Source organism: Klebsiella indica (assembly GCF_005860775.1).
Classification (GTDB): Bacteria; Pseudomonadota; Gammaproteobacteria; order Enterobacterales; family Enterobacteriaceae; genus Klebsiella; species Klebsiella indica.
This window is the reverse complement of sequence record NZ_VCHQ01000005.1, coordinates 141,178-159,567: the sequence shown is the minus strand read 5'-3', so window position 1 is coordinate 159,567 and position 18,390 is coordinate 141,178. Positions and strand designations below refer to the sequence as shown.

Sequence of the window (18,390 nt, the reverse complement as noted above, 5' to 3'; positions counted from 1 at the left end):
CTGACAGCCTGTGCTGCCGTTTCGCCCGCGTCCTGCGTGCTACACGCGCGGGGGAGTCCTTAAAGACTTAATTGTAGAAGATATTTCTACCTTATAGTGCCCCTTGCGATCCGTCAATCCACCTTGTTCAACAAACAGTTAAACAAATATATCTGACTTATGCATTGATAATGGTTAACGATGTGGTAAAAAAATTAACTGATCTCCTACACTATTTAATGAGCCGGTCGGATAAATAAAAGTGATCGGAATCGCACTCTTTAACACTACAGTCGGTTTGATATTGGGGAGCGGTAGTCCCGGAGGAAGCCTCTGAGGACAGGTCGCCGGGGAGGAAGTATGATCAGCACTATTGCGCTGTTTTGGGCCCTGTGTATTGTTTGTGTGGTGAATATGGCACGCTACTTCTCGTCACTGCGTGCATTATTGATTGTGCTACGTGGTTGTGACCCTTTGCTCTATCAATATGTTGATGGCGGTGGTTTTTTCACATCGCATGGGCAACCCAGCAAACAGATGCGTCTGGTATGGTATATCTACGCCCAGCGCTACCGCGATCACCATGATGATGAGTTTATCCGTCGCTGCGAGCGGGTTCGGCGGCAATTTATTCTTACCAGCGCGTTATGTGGCCTGGTCCTGGTGAGTATGATTGCCCTGCTTATCTGGCACTAGTCTGGTTAAAGCAAAAAATTGATCCCGGCTTCATGATGCGTATAACACCAGCGATGAATTTGTGGCGATTCGCGTGTTGAGGGGCATAAAAAACAGACGATAGCCGCATCACGCGCGTGGCAGGCAAAACAATTAACTGCGTTGAACACACTTGCGCTGACCCCGAAAAGACGCGTCCCCAGTCACACCGATATTCGTGCTCCTGAGGACGCGTGGCCTTTCTGCAACCTGAAATATATCAGGTCTGTATATGGCGTATGCGTTTAGATAATCTGCAGCGCAAGCCAGTACAGCGCGCTTGACAGCAGAATCGCTGCGGGCAAGGTCAGTACCCATGCCATCAGAATACTGGTGACGGTTTTCTTCTGCAGCCCGCCGCCATCAACAAGCATTGTTCCTGCCACCGAGGAGGAGAGGACGTGGGTGGTAGAAACAGGCATCCCGGTGTAGCTCGCCAGACCGATTGAGACGGCGGCGGTCATCTGGGCTGACATACCCTGTGCATAAGTCATCCCTTTTTTACCAATTTTTTCGCCGATGGTGGTGGCCACGCGACGCCAGCCGATCATGGTGCCGATACCGAGTGCCAGAGCCACTGCCATAATAATCCAGATAGGCGCGTACTCAATGGTACTCAACATATCGGTTTTCAGTTTCTTCAGCAGACGTTTATCATCGGCGCTCACTTCCGGCAGCTTCGCCACTTTATCCGTGGTATCGGCGATGCAGAGCATAATACGACGCAGATGGCTGCGCTGTTCCACGGTGAGCGCATCGTAGCTTTCGATGCCGGTCAGCATTGTCTTCACGCGGTCAAGTGCGTTAATGGTGTTCGCCGGGTGGCAGTGGAACTCGCCGTTTGCGGCAGTTGCTTCCGGTGGCGGGATGAGCTGCTCCGCGCCGGTTGCAATTTGCAACAGATCAGCGCGCTGCTGGAAGAAGTTTTCCACGTTGTTGACTGCATCGCGAGTACGGGTGATTTCGTAACCGGACGCGTTCATATTGACCACGAAGCCCGCTGGCGCAACGCCGATGAGCACCAGCATTACCAGACCAATGCCTTTCTGACCATCGTTGGCGCCGTGCGAGAATGCCACGCCAATGGCGGACAGAATCAGCGCAATACGTGTCCAGAACGGGGGTTTTTTCTTACCGTCTTTCTTTTCTCGTTCGGCAGGCGTCAGGTGAATACGGGCACGCTTTTTCGTCCCGCTCCAGTAACGACGCAGAAGGAAAATCAGCCCGCCCGCGATCACCAGGCCAACGATTGGCGAGATAATAAGCGAACCAAAAATACCGATGACTTTCGGGATGTTCAGCGCATCGACGACTGAGGTGCCGGTCATTAGCGCATTGGTTAAACCAATGCCGATGATCGCGCCGATCAGCGTGTGCGAGCTGGAGGCCGGGAGGCCGAAGTACCAGGTTCCGAGGTTCCAGATGATTGCTGCGAGCAACATGGAGAAAACCATGGCGAGGCCATGAGCTGAACCCATATTAAGCAGTAAGTCGGTCGGCAGCATATGCACAATGGCATAGGCTACGCTAAGACCGCCCAGCAGAACGCCGAAGAAGTTAAACAGGGCTGCCATTGCTACCGCAAGCTGAGACCGTATTGCACGCGTGTAAATCACCGTTGCAACTGCGTTTGCGGTATCATGAAACCCATTAATCGCTTCGTAAAAAAGCACGAAAGCCAGAGCAAGCAATAATAGTATCCCGGTATGTAAATCCAGACCGGCGAATAAATGTAGCATAGGACGTTACGCCATTTTGAGGACATGAACGCGGCGCATTATCAGTGACTTTGGCTGTGCGGGCAAAGTGAAATGTAGACTTTTTTGATTTTCTTTCTGTTTTAATTGTAGCCCGTTGGGAGTATTCCTATATCTTTCAACAAGGTACATAAAAGTGTTTTTTTCATTCTGGTGCGACCAGAGTGAAAAATTTACAATTCCCGACAATCGGGATATGAGGAATGTTGTGTGGAAAGGTTTGATGCCATTGTAATCGGCGCCGGAGCGGCGGGAATGTTTTGTGCAGCGCAGGCAGGGCAGGCGGGCTGCCGCGTACTGTTGATCGATAATGGTAAAAAACCTGGGCGCAAAATTCTGATGTCCGGCGGTGGCCGCTGTAATTTTACTAACATCAATATCGAACCCGCGGCATATCTCAGCCAAAACCCACATTTTTGTAAATCCGCGCTGGCACGTTACACGCAGTGGGACTTTATCGACCTGGTTGGTAAATACGGTATTGCCTGGCATGAGAAGACCTTAGGCCAGCTTTTTTGTGATGATTCCGCCGGGCAAATCGTTAACCTCCTGCTGGCGGAGTGTGAAAAGGGCGGGGTGCAAATTCGCCTGCGCACTGAGATTCTTTGTGTTGAGCGGGATGACGAAGGTTACACCCTGCAACTTAACGGTGATACGGTGGCGGCGAAAAGTCTGGTGGTCGCCTCCGGCGGCCTGTCCATGCCCGGTCTGGGCGCTTCTCCGTTCGGGTATCAGCTTGCTGAACAGTTCGGCCTGAAAGTGCTGCCGACCCGCGCCGGGCTGGTGCCGTTCACGTTGCATAAGCCGCTGCTGGAACAGTTGCAGGTGCTTTCCGGGGTATCGGTTCCGTCAACCATCACCGCGGCAAACGGTATGCGCTTTCGCGAAAATCTGTTGTTCACTCATCGTGGGCTCTCCGGTCCGGCGGTGCTGCAAATTTCCAGCTACTGGCAGCCTGGGGAGTTTGTCAGCATCAATCTGCTTCCGGACTGCCCGCTTGCTGATTTCCTCAATGAGCAGCGCGCGGCGCATCCGAATCAGAGCCTGAAAAACACCCTGGCGATGCAGTTGCCGAAGCGTCTGGTCGAGTGTTTGCAGCAACTGGGCCAGCTTCCGGACGTCACGCTGAAACAGCTTAATCCCCGTGAGCAGCAGACGCTGGTGGATACGCTGACCGCATGGCGCGTGCAGCCGAACGGCACCGAAGGCTATCGCACAGCGGAAGTGACCCTCGGCGGCGTGGATACCAATGAACTCTCTTCGCGCACCATGGAGGCGCGTAAGGTACCAGGCCTTTTCTTTATCGGCGAGGTGATGGATGTCACCGGCTGGCTGGGGGGCTATAACTTCCAGTGGGCGTGGTCGTCAGCGTGGGCGTGCGCCCAGGCGCTGGTGCGTTGCTGATGATCTGGATACCTGTAATGAATTTACTTTCCGGGAAAGCACTCGCTACTCCTTTCGGAGAAGTGACATTCTTTAGAGCCTATCCCATTAGGGCTATTTTGCTTGTCATTTTGAACCTGGGCAGTGCTCAGAATCCTCACGCACTACTTGTACGCTCCGGTTCTTCCGCGCTGGCCGTGTTCAAACTGTCTGCGCCAATAACGCCTGGTGGGACAGGCTCTTAATCTGAAAAAATCACCGGCTTCTGCAGACCTGGCTCACCGTTAGCCGTACTTTTGGCTGGGGAGCCGGAGTGCCGGCAGGGCTTTCAAAAGATCATCTGCGGTAAATCATTCCTTACTTGCCATCATATCGGTTTAAATCGCCACCTTACAAAAAGTTTGTTTAAAAGGCTGAATCTTACAAAAAGTAAGAATAAAAAAGTGAAGTTGATCACTGAACGTCAACTTTTTGATTGCTTGCTTAATTTCTGAACGTTATACATAACAAAAAGTTTGAATGTCTAACTTAAATTTAGGTCGATATGGAAAACATCAAAGAGAACTTAGATTTCCTCATTCCCATGATGGAGGGCATTGCTAACCAGTTTGGGGATAATTGCGAGGTTGTTCTTCATGATCACTCTGAAGGGCTGGAAAGTAGCATCATTGCTATTATCAATGGCCATGTAACGGGAAGAAAGGTGGGAGATCCCAGTAGTAACCTCGGTCTTGAGGTGCTGCGTGGCACTGATGTGAATGGCGATCGACATAATTATTTTACCCAGACAAGAGATGGCAAAACGCTGCGCTCCACGTCAATTTACATCCGCAATTCCCACAAAGAGGTGCTGGGGGCGTTGTGTATTAATCTGGATATCAGTGACATTGTTCTTGCCGAGAAGATGTTAAATAAAATGACAGGCCGCCCGGACATATCACCGACACGTTCGGAAGAAGTAAGCGAAGTATTCGTTAAAGATGTAAATGAGTTACTGGATTACCTCATCGGCGAGTGTATGAGCTTAATTAACGTACCTGTTTTACATATGACCAGGCACGATAAACTTAATGCCATTAAATTTTTTGATGAAAAAGGCGTTTTTCTTATCAAGAAATCTGGCGAAAGAATCTGCGAGTTTTTAAATATTTCAAAATATACCCTCTATGCATATTTGGGGGAAATTCGAGAGGAAAGCCCGACTATAAACCCTGAATAATTTGAGTTGCAGGATAAAACGGTTAACCGTTTTGCGCAGTGCTTATGCTGATCGCAAAGCGGTGGCCCGTAAGGGTGAGTCTTATGGATGAGATGGATCACTTCGCAGCAATGTGCAGGTAACTTGAAGTATGACGGGTATAGACGGTTAACTATCAGGAGTCAAATATGTTTACTACGCCATATGTTGCGCTGGATATGGATATTATGGAGAAAAATATCACTTCCATGATTTCTGGCCTTAAGTTGAATAATATTCAGCATTGGCCACATATTAAAACCCACAAGTCAGTACAGTTGGCCCGGCTTGAGCAAGAATTGGGTGCGACGGGTATTACTTGTGCCAAGCTTTCTGAAGCCGAAGTGATGGCGGAGGGAGGAATTACATCAATATTGCTCGCCTATCCGTTAATAGGTGAAGACAAGTGTCAGCGTTACGCTGAACTGGCAAGAAAAATTAATATCCGCACTATCGTTGATAGTTTATATGGTGCACAGGGCTTATCTAAAGCGGCTCAGCAAAATGGCCTTGTATTTGATATTGATATTGCAATTGATTATGGCGCGCATCGTGAAGGTATTCAGCCTGAGAACCTGCTGCAATTTGCAAGGGATGTCGCCACGTTGCCCGGTTTGAAAATAAAAGGCGTATTTACTTATGCCGGGACAATTTATCAGTATCGGAATGAGTCAGATATTCGTAAAGCAGCGAAAGCGGAAGCAGCATTGTTAATGAATAGTCGAGATCTGCTTAATGCCCATGGTTTCGAAATTGAGGTTATGTCAGGTGGATCAACGCTTTCATCTTTTTATGCTAATGAGTTGAATGGTATTACGGAGTCAAGGGCCGGTAACTTCATCTTTGGTGACATGAATGCTATTAATGGCGGAATTTATACACCTGCTAACTGTGCTCTGACTATATGTGCGACGGTGGTGAGTATTCCCCTTGCAGGTTATGCCACCATTGATGCTGGTACGAAATCACTAACGTCTGATCTCTCTGCATTACCTGGCTCTTACGGGTTTATTCAGGAGTACCCTGAGATTGAGTTAGTCAAGCTTAATGAGGAACATGGCTATTTACGTTATGACCCTGAACACGTATCCCTGTCTATTGGACAGGAGATACATATTATTCCGAATCATTGTTGTGTCGTAGCAAATCTTGTCGATAAAATATTCGGATTCCGCAACGGAAAATATAGCGAAACTATTAACATAGATGCTCGCGGAAAAAGTTACTGATTATCTGAGGATATTTTAATGAAAAGCATTAATTTAACTGCTGAAGAAAGGCAGGAGCTTGTTACACTCCTCTGTCAGTTAATACGGCACCCATCCGAGAATCCGCCGGGGAATGAAAATGCGGTGGCATTATTCATTGCTGAGGTATTACGTCGTGAGAGTATTGAAGTGGATGTGCAGGAAGTTGTGCCCGGTAGACCTAATGTGGTCGCGCGGATAACGGGTAACCGACCAGGTAAGAGACTGATATTCAATGGTCACTCAGACGTTGTACCGTGTGGGGAGGGCTGGTCTGTTGATCCGTTTGCGGCGGTGATTGAGGGGGATCGCATCATTGGGCGCGGCGCGGCGGATATGAAGTCCGGTGTTGCGGCGATGATGTTTGCGGCAATGTTGATCAAGCGCCGTAACTACAGCTTTGCCGGTGAAATTACGCTGCTATTTAATGTTGATGAAGAGCGTATCAACATGGGTATGGAACATTTCATTGCGCGGGGGGTGACAGCAGATTACGCTATTATCGGCGAGCCGACGTCTTTGGAAATTTGTATTGCCCATAAAGGGGTGAGCCGAACTCGACTCACTACGCATGGTACGGCAGGGCATGCAGCGAAAACGCGCGAGCCGGACAGCGCGATTGATAAAATGGCGATTCTGCTACCGGAAATTATCCAGGAATGTCATCGGGTGAAGCAAAAACAACATGAACTGTTGGGTAATGCTTCAATGCTTGTAACCACTATCCAGGGCGGAAGCGCCCCGAATATTGTGTCTCAGTCATGCTTAATAGAGATCGATCGCCGTGTTATCCCAGGTGAAAAACGCAACGAAATTAATGAAAGTCTGGCTGAGGTACTGGCAAAATCAGGCCTGACGCCCGAAAAGGACTATTCATACGAGAACTACCTTTTTATACCCGCGTCTGCTATTGATGAATCACATATTCTCGTCGATGCGGCCTGTCAGGTTGTTGATTCGGTAACGGGAACCGCCAGGAAAACGATCTTTGAAGCAACCTGTGAAGCACCATTTTTCTCGGTAGACTGTCAAATTCCGACCATTATTATGGGGCCGGGCGATTTATCTCAGGCCCATGTAAAGGATGAATTTGTTCGTATTGAAGAACTACATCAAGCAGCACAAATATACACCTCACTGGCTTTAAAATTATTGAGCTGAAAATCAGGAATAGTTATGAATATTGAAGCGCGCTTAGCTGAGTTAGGTATAACGCTTAGTGAAGTCACTATGCCTAAGTTTTCCTACATCGCGATTAAGCAAACAGGAAATCTCTTATATACATCGGGTAATGATTGTCGTCTGGATGGTGTTCTGATTCATAAAGGCACGCTTGGCGCGAATTTAACTATTGAAGAAGGACAAGCCGCCGCTCGTCAGTGCATGATTAATATCTTGTCCTCAGTCAAGCATTATATTGGTGATCTTAACCGGGTAGTGGGATGCGTAAAAATGCTGGGTTTTGTACAAAGCTCAGATGATTTTAAAGATCAGCCCTATGTTATGAACAGTGCGTCTGATCTTTTAATTGATGTATTTGGTGAATCAGGTCGCCATGCTCGCTCTGCCATTGGTACTAATACTTTACCATTTGATACACCTGTAGAAATTGAATTAATTCTGGAAATTAAAGACTGATTCGCGAATTAAATAACTAAGTATTGTGCGATCCCTTTGTACCCATATTATTTATTAATAATAGAATACCTTAACTTACATAAGGATAATATATGTCCAGTCAAGCAAGTTCTCGCCTACGGCGGTTGCAATTAATGGCTTTATTGTTTTTACTCGTTGCAGGTATTATTAATTTTCTGGATAGAACGTCACTTTCGATTGCAAATACTACTATTCGTCAGGAAATGGGATTATCTGCGACGGAAATGGGCCTGTTACTTTCGGTCTTTTCATTTGGCTATGCATTATGCCAGTTGCCTATTGGCATGGTCATGGAACGATTTGGCGTTAAGCGGGTTTATGGCTTCGGTATTTTACTATGGTCTCTCGCTCAGACCGCGCTCGGGCTGGTGGGATCATACAGTCAGATGATTGTTTCACGTATTGTGTTGGGTATCGGGGAAGCGCCGCACCTGCCGACAGGGGTTAAAGTCGTCAATGATTGGTATAACATTCGAAAACGCGGGGTGCCAATGGGGATCGTTAATATGTCCTCCACGCTGGCGCAGGCGCTGGCTCCGCCACTGCTGATCGCCATGATGCTCGCGTTTGGCTGGCGAATGATGTTTATCATCATCGGGTTGAGCGGTGTGATTCTGTCAATTCTGTGGTTTATTTTTTACCGGAACCGTGAAGATGCGGGTTTATCAGATACAGATATTACGCACCTCGAAGAGGAGACGCCGCCTTCCAGTAAGGAGAAAGTGACTCTTAAGGATTGGGCCGGTCTGTTTAAGCAAAAATCCATGTGGGGGATGATCATTGGCTTTAATGGCGTGGGTTATATGGTATGGCTATTCCTGACCTGGTTGCCTTCATATCTTGAGATGTCTCGTGGCCTGAGTTTGCAAAAGACGGGTTGGGTTGCCGCCATTCCATTCTTGTTTGGAGCGGCGGGTATGCTGGTTAACGGTGTGGTCGCGGATTGGGTGATGAAGCGTGGCGCGGATAAAATGAAAAGCCGCAAATGGATGATTTGCCTTGGCCTACTGTGTGCAGCTGGATTTACCTTACCTGCTGCCTATACAGAAAGTACGGTTGTTGCCGTAGGCTGTATCAGTCTGGCGCTGTTTTCCATTCACTTTGCCGGTACATCCGCATGGGGACTGATTCTGGTTTCCGTCCCCTCACGGCTCGTGACGTCTGTTAGTGGGATCCAGAACTTTGGTGGCTTTATTGGTGGATCGTTTGCTCCCATTATTACCGGCATCATTCTGGATAAAACAGGTTCGTTTACGCTCGCACTGGTTGCATCCTCTGCGATCGCTTTCCTGGCATCACTGGTCTACTTCTTCATGGTCAATAAGCCTATAGAAGATCCTGCCGTTGTCAGATAACGATTTCAGGGCCGGCTGGCTGACCGGTCTGATTTTTATCTATCGTTAAATCCACTTTCTTAATCTTCTATCCTGTGAGCGCTGGACATCGGTCTGGCGCCTTCTCTCTTTTTCGACCTCCAGGCGTTTTTTAGCTGCTCAGGGCTGACCGTCAAACCGATGTATCGCCTGACGCAGGAAATCCACAACTCGCCGGGCTTCAGGGCGCAGTGCCGTTAGCCGCAGGTTTACCACGCCGACATCCATCCATGTCATACAATCGTCGACTGTGCGCCGCATAACACGAAGCCCTTCAAGCGACCAGGGACGCCAGACCAGGTCCGAAAGAATGGTAACGCCTTTACCTTGCGACACAAAAGTACGAATGGCCTCAAAGGAGTTGGTACGGTAATGAATATCCGGTTGCCCGCCGCGCTGCCGCCAGACATCAAGGATCACGGTGGGATAATCATCAGTCTCAAGCAGTAGAAACGGCACCTTCGCAATATCAGACAGCCGCAGCACCGGTTGGCTAAGTAAAGGATGGCCGACAGGCGCCCACAGGCGACGCAGCGAGCGCAGAAAAGTGTCGATACTCAGGTCATCATCGTGGCGAATATTTGATGTCAACACCAGGCAAAAATCGACCTCCTGCTGGCGCAAAGCCGTCATCAGCGCCTGGGATGAGCCTTCCTGAAAGTGGAGCGCCAGCAACGGAAAACGGCGTTCCAGCTCGCTATAAATACCGGGCAGCAGATAAGCGGATAGCGTTTCGGCGATGCCCACCCGCACGCAGCCGGTAGTCATTTCCGGCTGGTTGTGCAAGTCGTTAATCGCGGCTTCGCTATCGGCGATGATTTTGCGCGCATGAACCAGAAAACGTTCCCCATCGACGGTCAGCGCAATGCCCTTTGGATGACGAACAAAGAGTTGCGTATGCATAATCGTTTCCAGATTACGCATCGCGACCGTCATTGATGACTGAGAGATATGACAGCGTCCGGCCGCTTTTGAGATTTGCAGCGTTTCGGCCAGGGCGATATAGAATTCCAGCTGTCTTAGGGTGAACTTCATCGTTTCAAACCATACACCTGAATGAAAACTTTATATTAGCACTGGCCTGTTTGTCAGCAGTAACCTGAATGACGTAGGTTTAAGGGACATCAAGGAGGTGGTATGCCTTATCTTTTGCTCGCCCTGGCTGCGTGTTTCTGGGGAGGAAATTATGTCATTGGTCGTCTGCTGGTATCGCAAGTTGACCCTATTGTACTCTCGGCGCTGCGCTGGTGGGTTACCGCTATCCTGCTGATGATTCTCTATTTCCGTCAGGTTCAACAACAGTGGTCAGCGATAAAACAGGCGAAAGGCATTGTCTTCTTTTTGGCGCTGTGCGGCCAGGTGTTATTTCCGCTGACGCTCTATATTGGCCTGCAATATACTTCATCATTGAATGCGGCGATTTATTTATCGACAACCCCGGCAATGGTGCTACTGATTAACCGCTTTATCTTTCACGAACGTATTTCGACGGGAAATATCGCTGGCGTAATATTAAGCACCTGCGGCGTTATCTGGCTTATTTTGCAAGGGAATGTGACGAACGGGGCGATTTTGCACCATCTGAACCAGGGCGATCTCTGGACTATGGGCTCGGCGATGAGTTGGGCGGCCTACTGTGCTTTTTTACGACTGAAACCGAAAGCTGTAGTCGGCAACGGTTTTGTCGCCGTTTGCGCCAGCGTGGGGGCAATAATGCTGCTGCCGGTACTGACGGTAAATATGCTACAGGCTGCCAAACTGGATTTGGCCCCTTATTTAACGCCAAATTTTCTACTCGGGCTGGCTTATCTGGTGATTTTCCCTTCCTGGCTCTCTTATTTACTGTGGAATAAAGGTATTGCGGCGATCGGCGCCACCCGCGGGGAAGTATTTTCACACCTTATTCCCCTTAGCGGCGGCCTGTTCAGTATTCTTTTTCTGCACTCACCGCTCTATATGTATCATCTGATCAGCGGGCTGGCGATTGTCTGCGGTATTGCTCTGTGCTCGCGTTCGCGCCGCGAAATTGTATCGCAGGCCCCATGAGTGGGGGGAATGGTCTTTAGTCGGCAAACACGGCAAATGGCCGTGATGCAAGCCGGGCTGGCCTGACGTCATCGCTCCCCCGGAAAATATCGGGGGAGCGGCGCTACTATTTTTTAGTGGTCGGGGCGGTGGTCGCTTTCATAATATAAGGTTGCAGCAGTTTTGCCACGGCTTCAAATACGGGGACCACCACCGAATTGCCAAACTGGCGGTAGGCCTGAGTATCTGAAACAGGAATACGAAATGGCTTGCCATCTGGTTGCTCAAATCCCATCAGTCTGGCGCATTCACGAGGCGTCAGCCTTCTTGGCCTTTTTTTCTGGTTCTCTGGATGAGAAAAATCGATTTCACCGAGCGCTCTATCCCATCCTCTGTCAATAAGAATTTCTGAACCATCTTTATGATAGCGAGCGGATAAGGTCCTGGCGATACTGCTTTCATTATTGGGATCAACCAGACTGAAACCAAACCCATTACCTTTGGCGGCATGCTTTTTGGCATAGTTATAGAGATATCCCCATAACTTAGGGCTCAGAATATATTTATCGTCAACGGCAGGTTCCAGAAGTTGACCAAATGTTGGTCTTTTTTCAGGATAGAATTTATGGATATTCTGTAATGTGAACCCCTGATGGATATTAAGATCCCGGCGGAATCCCACCAGAATAATACGTTCACGATGCTGGGGTAGAAAATGTTTCCCATCAATGATTTTAGGATCGTCTTTTCCCATGATACTGGCGTCTGAAACTTCATAGCCTAATTCATCAAGGGTATCCATAATCACGTTGAACGTTTTACCCTTATCATGGCTCTTAAGGTTTTTAACGTTTTCCAGCACAAAAATGGCTGGCTGCTTAGCCTTAATTATTCGGGCGACATCGAAAAAGAGCGTTCCTTGTGCTTCACATTCGAATCCATGTGCGCGACCGAGCGAGTTTTTCTTACTCACCCCGGCGAGGCTGAATGGCTGGCAGGGAAAACCAGCCAGCAGAACATCATGATCCGGGATCTGTTGATCAATATGAGCATAAGCGCTCTCTTCGGAGATGCCGTTTTCGCCGCTCAGCGTAACTTCCCGAATATCCAGATTGAAAGTGTGTGCGTCTTCATCATTGTACCAGTTCGCTTTATAGGTACGTACAGCTTCTTTATTCCATTCGCTGGTAAAAACGCATTGCCCGCCGATAGCTTCGAATCCTTTACGGATACCACCAATACCGGCAAACAGGTCAATAAAGCGAAAAGCATAGTCAGGATGATGTGCGGGTTTTTCCGGCAGCATTTTCCGTAACAGAGTCTCTTCAGCGATGGTGAGCGATTTTGGTTCACATTTGCCATTTACCCAGCGGTTAAGCGTTTCGCGACTCCAGTCATTTTTGCCGACTTTTCTCAGTCGCTCTGCGACATACTTTTGTCCATAAATCTCAAGTACTCGATCAATCAATTTTCTGTCGTGTGCTTGTCGTCGTTTTTCTTCAGCTTTTGTTTTTTCGAGCAGTTCCTGAGCAAATAAATCGAATTCAGACATAATTCCTCCCTGGGTTTTATGGGTGAAAATATATCACTCATTTGACCCAGATTAAATGACTCATATCTGGATATTTAATCAGTATATGGAGGTAAGAATCGCACTCGTTGTGATTGTCTGGCCGACTTTATGAGTCGGAAGATGCGTCCTCCGTCGGCAGACACTGCAAATGACCGTGGCGCACGCCGCGTTGCGCGATAACGTCATCGGCGAAATGCTGAATATCGCCCATGTCGCCTTTCAGAACGGCAATTTCCAGGCAGTCGTCGTGATTGATGTGGACGTGCAGGGTAGCGACGGACAAATCGTGATGATGATGCTGGGTGGAGACTAAGCGGCTGGCTAAATCCCGCTTCTCATGTTCATAAACATAGGAGAGCACCGCAAACCCCTGAGCGCCGTGATCCTGGATGGTTTCCTGAGCCAGCGCACCGCGCAGGATATCGCGAATAGCTTCGGAGCGGTTATGGTAACCACGGCGCTGGCTCAGGCTATCCAGCGTTGCCAGTAAATCGTCATCGAGGGTGATCGTAATACGTTGCATCTGTTTATACCTTAGCGCGGCTATGAGGGGGTATCGCTGCAGGAAATGCAGGAAGTACCGCATTTTGTAACATGCGCCCGGCATGGGAAGAAAACGTTAATTTGTCACCTACTGTTTGTGTCTCGACGATACGCCCCGCGTCCATCACCATTACCCGCTGGCAAAAGCGTTCTACCAGGCGTAAATCATGAGTGATAAACAGGCAGGCGGTGCCAAACTGCTGTTGCAGTTTTTTGAGCAGGCGGATCACGCCAGCCTGTAGCACTAAATCCAGGCTGGACACGGCTTCATCCAGGATCAGCAGTTTAGGTTCTACCGCCAGCGCCCGCGCCAGGCAGACGCGCTGGAGTTGCCCGCCGCTCAGCTGCGGTGGGCGTTCGTCGAGCACGCCGCTGTCGAGATCCACGGCTTTAAGCATTTCGCGGGCCCGCGCGATTTGTTCTGCTTTGGTCAGCGACAGCAGATGGCGCATAGGCTCGCGTAAAATATCCTCGACAGTTTTACGCGGGTTTAGCGCGCTGATGGCATCCTGAAACACCATCTGAATATCCCGGCGAAACGCCTTTTGCTTTGTGCGATTCAGTCGGGAAAGGGGTTCGCCGCGCCAGCAGATGCTGCCCTGGCTGGGGGATTCCAGGCCGACGAGCAGCCGTGCCAGCGTACTTTTTCCGCAGCCGCTGCGTCCCAGCAGGGCAACGGTTTCGCCACTTTTCAGCGCTAAAGAGACATCCTGTAGCACGTTTACACCTGTATATTGATGGCTAATCGCCGATACGCTCAGTAATGTCATCAGGCCAGCTCCAGACCATAGAGGGCGAGATGCGCGGCCACCAGATTACGGGTGACGCTGTGCTGCGGGGCGCTGAAGATCGCGCTGACGCTTCCCTGTTCCACGATACGGCCGTTATCCATCACCGCGACATCGTCAGCCAGTCGTGCGACCACGCCCATATCGTGCGTCACCAACAGCATCCCCGGCGCGCGGTTTTGCATAATGCTTGCCAGCAGGTCAAGAATGCGCGCCTGGGCGACCGCGTCCAGATCGGTCGTCGGCTCATCGGCGATGATAAACGGCGCGTCGCACAATAGCGCCATGGCAATCATCATCCGTTGCAGCATACCGCCGCTCATCTCGAACGGGTACAGCTTCAGCACCCGCTGCGCGTTCTCCAGACCCACGGCTTCCAGCGCCGCGAGAAGCGTGGCGTCGTCGGCGGGTTTATCCAGCGCCAGACAGGTCTCCCGGGCATGAGACATCATGGTGTGCAGCGGATTAAAGGCGCTACGCGGGTTTTGCATGATAGTGGCAACGTTGATACCCCGCAGTTCACAGGGCGCAACCGGCCTGCCATCGGCGAGGATTCTCCCTGCGGTTTGCCGTACCCCAGCGGGCAGAATACCCAGGGCCGCCGCGCAGGTCAGTGATTTACCGCTGCCGCTGCCGCCCACCAGCGCCAGCACCCGTCCACGCTTAAGCGATAACGAGACACCGTGTACCAGCGGCTGCCGGGCCTGTAACACAATATTTTGTAATTCAATCTGTTGCGGCATCAGTGGGCATGCTCCGTGATCAGATGAGGATCGAGGCGATCGCGCAGGGCGTCACCCACCATGTTGAAGGCCATCACGGTGATAAATAGCGCCAGACCCGGCCAGAACATCTGCAACGGTTGGGTCCAGATGTACTGGCGGGCGTCGTTAATCATGACGCCCCATTCAGCGGTTGGTGCGGTCACGCCGAGGCCGAGGAACGACATGCCGGCGACGTGTAGCATCATATGACCAATATCCAGCGTCGCCAGCACCAGCAGCGACGGGATCGCCGCGCTGGCCAGATGATCGATAAACACCCGGATATGCCCTGCACCGGCAAGCCGGGAGGCGAGGACGAATTCACGCTGGCGCAGGGAGATCACCAGACTTCTCACCATTCGCGCATACCACGCCCAATGCGACAGAGCGATAGCGATAATGACATTGGTGAGGCCAGTTCCCAGTACGCCAACCATAAAGAAAGAGAGAATGGAGGTCGGGAAGGTCATAAACATATCCGCGACGCGCATGGCCGCCTGATCGATGCGGCCGCCGATAAGCCCCGCGCTGCCGCCGATGACCAATCCGAGGGCAAGCACCAGCAGCAGGCAGGCCATCACGGAACCGAGCGAGACGCGGGTCGCAGCCAGTAAACGCGAGAAAATATCTCGTCCCAGATGGTCAGTGCCCAGCCAGTGCTGGCCGTCAGGCGCCAGCAAACGCGAAGGTAAATCAATCGCCTGCGGATCATAGGGGAGCCACCACTGGCAGGTGAACGCAATCACTGCCAACAGAACGATGATGATTAACGACAGGCGAACAGGCCAACGTGAAGAGAGAAAAAAGTTCACGAGTGCGCTCCTTCATAACGGCGAATACGCGGATCCAGCGCGGCGTTCAGCAGGTCAACCATCAGGTTACAGACCACAAACACGATGACCATTATTAGCGTAAAGCACTGAATGACCGGATAGTCGCGGTTAAATATCGCCGAGACGGCATAGCGACCCACGCCGGGCCAGGCAAAGATATTCTCAATGATCATCGTGCCGCCAATCAGTTCACCGATATGCATCCCGACGGCGGTGATCAGTGGCAGAGAGGCGTTACGCAGAATATGACGACGCTCCGTTTGCTTCTCGCTCAGACCGCGCAGTCGCGCCCAGGTCACATGACGCTGCCCGGCCACCTCCAGCATGCTGGCGCGCAGCAGGCGAGCGTTAATGGCCAGTGACATAAACGCAATCGACATCGCAGGCAGAATAATATGTTGCCAGCCGCCATAGCCCATAGCAGGCAGCCATTGCAGGTAAACCGAGAAGAACATCACCAGCAGAAAGGCGAGCCAGAAGTTAGGCATCGACACGCCGAGGAAGGCAATAAAACGCACGGCGAAATCCGGCAGGCGATCGCGGTGTCTCGCCGCCCAGATGCCGAGCGGCACGGAGGTGAGCAGGATTAATACCAGCGCCGCGCCTGCCAGCTGTAGCGTGGCGGGCAGGAAGTTAAGCATGTCGTCCAGTACCGGACGTTGAGTCGCGAACGAGATGCCAAAATCCAGATGCAGCGCCTTCCATAGCCAGGTGCCGTACTGTACGACAAGCGGTTGATTCAGCCCCAGCATCACGCGGGTGGAGGCCACCATCTCTGGCGTCGGCGGCAGGTTAGATAAACGTAAATAGTCGAGTGCCGGATCGCCGGTTCCCAGACGCAGCATCAGGAAAATAATCACCGAGGCGGCGAAAACCATCGGCACCAGCAGCGCAATGCGCCGCAACGCATAGCGCAACATCAGGGTTTCACCGGTTTAATCTGTTCGAACGGAATTTCAGAAGCAATCGGCGCATAAGGGATCGCGCCGAGCTTCGGCCTGGAGACCACCATCATTGAGACATAGCTGATGGGGAGATAGACCGCGTCGTTGTGCAGCCGCGTCAGAATGTCGCGGTACAGCGCCTGACGCTGCGTTTCGTCGGTGGTTTCCAGCACTTCGCCAATCTCTTTATCAATAATGGGCTTATCGGCTAAACCCTGCTGGGCCTGGAAGTCGGCGTGCGACGGTACGCGCATTGAACTCATAAAAGCGTGCGGATCGTATGGCGCGCCCCAGGTACGGTTGAAAATCATACCAAAGCGACCATCGCGCTGGCGGGCGTAAATGCTGCTCTCTTCCTCGCCGACCAGCGTCACGTCCACGCCAATCTGGCGCATATCGGCCTGGATAATTTCCGCCATTGATTTACTCAGCGCGTCGGTGCCAATAAACGACAGCTCAATGCGTAACGGCTGGCCATTTTTTTCACGGATCGCTTTACCGTCAGGCTGTATCCAGCCTGCTTTTTCCAGCAAGGCCTTTGCCTGCTGCGGATCGTACTCGCGTGGCTTCAGGCCAATATTGGCGTAAGGAACGGTGGGCGCAAACAGCGTACCGGCAACCTGCTGAGTGCCGTAGAGGACATTATCAATCAGCGACTTTTTGTTTACCGCATGGTTCAGCGCTTCGCGCACCAATAGTTCACTGGTTGGCGGCTTCGCGGAGTTCAGCGCCAGCATCACCGTCTCTATTGGTTGGGAAAGCTGGGTACGGTATGCCGGATTGTGACTGAAGCGCGCGAAGGTATCGAGCGGCAGCAGCCCCTCATTGCCGTACAGCAGATCGATGTCGCCGGTCTCAAAGGCCACCGCGCGGGTGGTGGGATCCGGGATCACGTTGACGGTGATTTGTTGAATCTGCGGCTTTTCACCCCAGTAGCGATCGTTACGTACCAGCACATCGTACTGGTTGAGTTTTGATTCTTTTAACACCCATGGACCGGTGCCAATCGGCGCTTTAATGCCGTGCATGGTCTCATTATCTTTAAACTGCGACGGGGCGATAAAGCGGAATGGACGCGGCAGCGCCAGTTCCTGCAAAAACGGGTAGTAGGCGCTTTTCAGGGTGATTTGCAGTTGGTTTTTGTCGAGCGCTTTAACATCTACGATCTGATTGACCAGCTCCAGCCAGGCGTGGCGCTGGCGGTTATCCAGCACCACGCGGAAGTTCTCCGCCGCGGCACGGGCGTCGAACGCTTCGCCGTTGGAGAATTTAACATCATCGCGCAGGGTAAAGATCCAGGTTTTGCCGTCCGTCGAGTGGCGCCAGCTTTTGGCCAGCCAGGGTTTTACCGAACCATCCGCCTGATACTTCACCAGCGGTTCATAAACCATACTCTGGGCGAACATCTGGTTGGGCGTATAAAGATGCGGATTGAGCGGCCCCACATTAACCGGCCATGCGGTGGTGATTTCATCGGACGCAGCGTGGGCCAGCAAAGGCACACAGGCGAACAGCGCCAGCAGAGTAGTACGGATGATAGACAAGGCTTTTTCTCAGCGACAGGAAAGTAT

Annotated in this window: 17 protein-coding genes; 8 read left to right on the top strand and 9 right to left on the bottom strand. The window is 51.1% G+C overall.

Annotation, left to right across the window (positions count from 1 at the left end):
* Window positions 1–339: 339 nt before the first annotated feature.
* Window positions 340–675, top strand: a complete 336-nt coding sequence (gene uspB / locus FE839_RS04190; RefSeq protein ID WP_138359448.1) for a universal stress protein UspB — start codon at window positions 340–342, stop codon at window positions 673–675.
* 263 nt (window positions 676–938) lie between these two features.
* On the opposite strand, the gene pitA is transcribed toward uspB, so the two are convergent.
* A complete protein-coding gene (gene pitA / locus FE839_RS04185; protein WP_138359446.1) occupies window positions 939–2,432 on the bottom strand; it encodes an inorganic phosphate transporter PitA in 1,494 nt (497 codons plus the stop codon).
* 228 nt (window positions 2,433–2,660) lie between these two features.
* Here pitA and FE839_RS04180 point away from each other — a divergent pair, with 228 nt between their 5' ends.
* The 6 genes from FE839_RS04180 to FE839_RS04155 all read left to right on the top strand — a co-directional run bounded on the left by FE839_RS04180 (window position 2,661) and on the right by FE839_RS04155 (window position 9,331).
* On the top strand, window positions 2,661–3,854 hold the full coding sequence (locus FE839_RS04180) for a BaiN/RdsA family NAD(P)/FAD-dependent oxidoreductase (RefSeq protein ID WP_138359444.1): 1,194 nt from the start codon (window positions 2,661–2,663) through the stop codon (window positions 3,852–3,854).
* Window positions 3,855–4,377: 523 nt separating this feature from the next.
* On the top strand, window positions 4,378–5,052 hold the full coding sequence (locus FE839_RS04175) for a helix-turn-helix transcriptional regulator (RefSeq protein WP_138359442.1): 675 nt from the start codon (window positions 4,378–4,380) through the stop codon (window positions 5,050–5,052).
* A 167-nt stretch (window positions 5,053–5,219) separates the two neighbouring features.
* Window positions 5,220–6,299, top strand: a complete 1,080-nt coding sequence (locus FE839_RS04170; protein ID WP_138359440.1) for an alanine racemase — start codon at window positions 5,220–5,222, stop codon at window positions 6,297–6,299.
* Window positions 6,300–6,317: 18 nt separating this feature from the next.
* The gene (locus tag FE839_RS04165) at window positions 6,318–7,478 is read left to right on the top strand and encodes a M20 family metallopeptidase (RefSeq protein WP_138359438.1); all 1,161 of its coding nucleotides are present in this window, start codon (window positions 6,318–6,320) and stop codon (window positions 7,476–7,478) included.
* A gap of 15 nt (window positions 7,479–7,493) precedes the next feature.
* Entirely contained in the window at window positions 7,494–7,955 is a 462-nt protein-coding gene (locus tag FE839_RS04160; RefSeq protein ID WP_138359436.1) for a RidA family protein, read from the top strand.
* Between the two features lie 92 nt (window positions 7,956–8,047).
* Window positions 8,048–9,331, top strand: a complete 1,284-nt coding sequence (locus FE839_RS04155; RefSeq protein WP_138359434.1) for an MFS transporter — start codon at window positions 8,048–8,050, stop codon at window positions 9,329–9,331.
* Window positions 9,332–9,469: 138 nt separating this feature from the next.
* Here the strand turns inward: FE839_RS04155 and FE839_RS04150 are convergent, their stop codons facing one another.
* Window positions 9,470–10,384 carry a LysR family transcriptional regulator gene (locus FE839_RS04150; RefSeq protein WP_138359432.1) on the bottom strand — a complete coding sequence of 305 codons (915 nt, stop codon included), beginning with the start codon at window positions 10,382–10,384 and terminating at the stop codon, window positions 9,470–9,472.
* Between the two features lie 102 nt (window positions 10,385–10,486).
* Between FE839_RS04150 and FE839_RS04145 the strand changes: the two genes are divergently transcribed.
* Window positions 10,487–11,395: a DMT family transporter gene (locus tag FE839_RS04145; protein WP_138359430.1), complete on the top strand. Its 909-nt coding sequence runs from the start codon at window positions 10,487–10,489 to the stop codon at window positions 11,393–11,395.
* Between the two features lie 106 nt (window positions 11,396–11,501).
* On the opposite strand, the gene FE839_RS04140 is transcribed toward FE839_RS04145, so the two are convergent.
* From FE839_RS04140 to nikA, 7 genes are all read right to left on the bottom strand, one after another.
* On the bottom strand, window positions 11,502–12,926 hold the full coding sequence (locus FE839_RS04140) for a DNA cytosine methyltransferase (RefSeq protein WP_138359428.1): 1,425 nt from the start codon (window positions 12,924–12,926) through the stop codon (window positions 11,502–11,504).
* A 127-nt stretch (window positions 12,927–13,053) separates the two neighbouring features.
* Entirely contained in the window at window positions 13,054–13,470 is a 417-nt protein-coding gene (gene nikR, locus FE839_RS04135; protein ID WP_138359426.1) for a nickel-responsive transcriptional regulator NikR, read from the bottom strand.
* 4 nt (window positions 13,471–13,474) lie between these two features.
* On the bottom strand, window positions 13,475–14,260 hold the full coding sequence (nikE, locus tag FE839_RS04130; RefSeq protein ID WP_138359424.1) for a nickel import ATP-binding protein NikE: 786 nt from the start codon (window positions 14,258–14,260) through the stop codon (window positions 13,475–13,477).
* The gene (gene nikD, locus FE839_RS04125; protein WP_138359422.1) at window positions 14,260–15,021 is read right to left on the bottom strand and encodes a nickel import ATP-binding protein NikD; all 762 of its coding nucleotides are present in this window, start codon (window positions 15,019–15,021) and stop codon (window positions 14,260–14,262) included. The genes nikE and nikD overlap by 1 nt, the downstream gene beginning before the upstream one ends.
* Window positions 15,021–15,854 carry a nickel ABC transporter permease subunit NikC gene (nikC, locus tag FE839_RS04120; RefSeq protein WP_138359420.1) on the bottom strand — a complete coding sequence of 278 codons (834 nt, stop codon included), beginning with the start codon at window positions 15,852–15,854 and terminating at the stop codon, window positions 15,021–15,023. The genes nikD and nikC overlap by 1 nt, the downstream gene beginning before the upstream one ends.
* Window positions 15,851–16,795: a nickel ABC transporter permease subunit NikB gene (gene nikB, locus FE839_RS04115; protein ID WP_138359418.1), complete on the bottom strand. Its 945-nt coding sequence runs from the start codon at window positions 16,793–16,795 to the stop codon at window positions 15,851–15,853. The genes nikC and nikB overlap by 4 nt, the downstream gene beginning before the upstream one ends.
* Entirely contained in the window at window positions 16,795–18,363 is a 1,569-nt protein-coding gene (nikA, locus tag FE839_RS04110) for a nickel ABC transporter substrate-binding protein (protein ID WP_138359416.1), read from the bottom strand. Before nikA ends, nikB begins: the two co-directional genes overlap by 1 nt.
* Window positions 18,364–18,390 lie beyond the last annotated feature (27 nt).

Excerpts from the sequence above, each read along its gene's own strand:
- uspB (WP_138359448.1), top strand. The coding sequence starts at position 340 with ATGATCAGCACTATTGCGCTGTTTTGGGCCCTGTGTATTGTTTGTGTG.
- pitA (WP_138359446.1), bottom strand. The coding sequence starts at position 2,432 with ATGCTACATTTATTCGCCGGTCTGGATTTACATACCGGGATACTATTA.
- FE839_RS04175 (WP_138359442.1), top strand. The coding sequence starts at position 4,378 with ATGGAAAACATCAAAGAGAACTTAGATTTCCTCATTCCCATGATGGAG.
- FE839_RS04170 (WP_138359440.1), top strand. The coding sequence starts at position 5,220 with ATGTTTACTACGCCATATGTTGCGCTGGATATGGATATTATGGAGAAA.
- FE839_RS04165 (WP_138359438.1), top strand. The coding sequence starts at position 6,318 with ATGAAAAGCATTAATTTAACTGCTGAAGAAAGGCAGGAGCTTGTTACA.
- FE839_RS04160 (WP_138359436.1), top strand. The coding sequence starts at position 7,494 with ATGAATATTGAAGCGCGCTTAGCTGAGTTAGGTATAACGCTTAGTGAA.
- FE839_RS04155 (WP_138359434.1), top strand. The coding sequence starts at position 8,048 with ATGTCCAGTCAAGCAAGTTCTCGCCTACGGCGGTTGCAATTAATGGCT.
- FE839_RS04150 (WP_138359432.1), bottom strand. The coding sequence starts at position 10,384 with ATGAAGTTCACCCTAAGACAGCTGGAATTCTATATCGCCCTGGCCGAA.
- FE839_RS04145 (WP_138359430.1), top strand. The coding sequence starts at position 10,487 with ATGCCTTATCTTTTGCTCGCCCTGGCTGCGTGTTTCTGGGGAGGAAAT.
- FE839_RS04140 (WP_138359428.1), bottom strand. The coding sequence starts at position 12,926 with ATGTCTGAATTCGATTTATTTGCTCAGGAACTGCTCGAAAAAACAAAA.
- nikR (WP_138359426.1), bottom strand. The coding sequence starts at position 13,470 with ATGCAACGTATTACGATCACCCTCGATGACGATTTACTGGCAACGCTG.
- nikE (WP_138359424.1), bottom strand. The coding sequence starts at position 14,260 with ATGACATTACTGAGCGTATCGGCGATTAGCCATCAATATACAGGTGTA.
- nikD (WP_138359422.1), bottom strand. The coding sequence starts at position 15,021 with ATGCCGCAACAGATTGAATTACAAAATATTGTGTTACAGGCCCGGCAG.
- nikB (WP_138359418.1), bottom strand. The coding sequence starts at position 16,795 with ATGTTGCGCTATGCGTTGCGGCGCATTGCGCTGCTGGTGCCGATGGTT.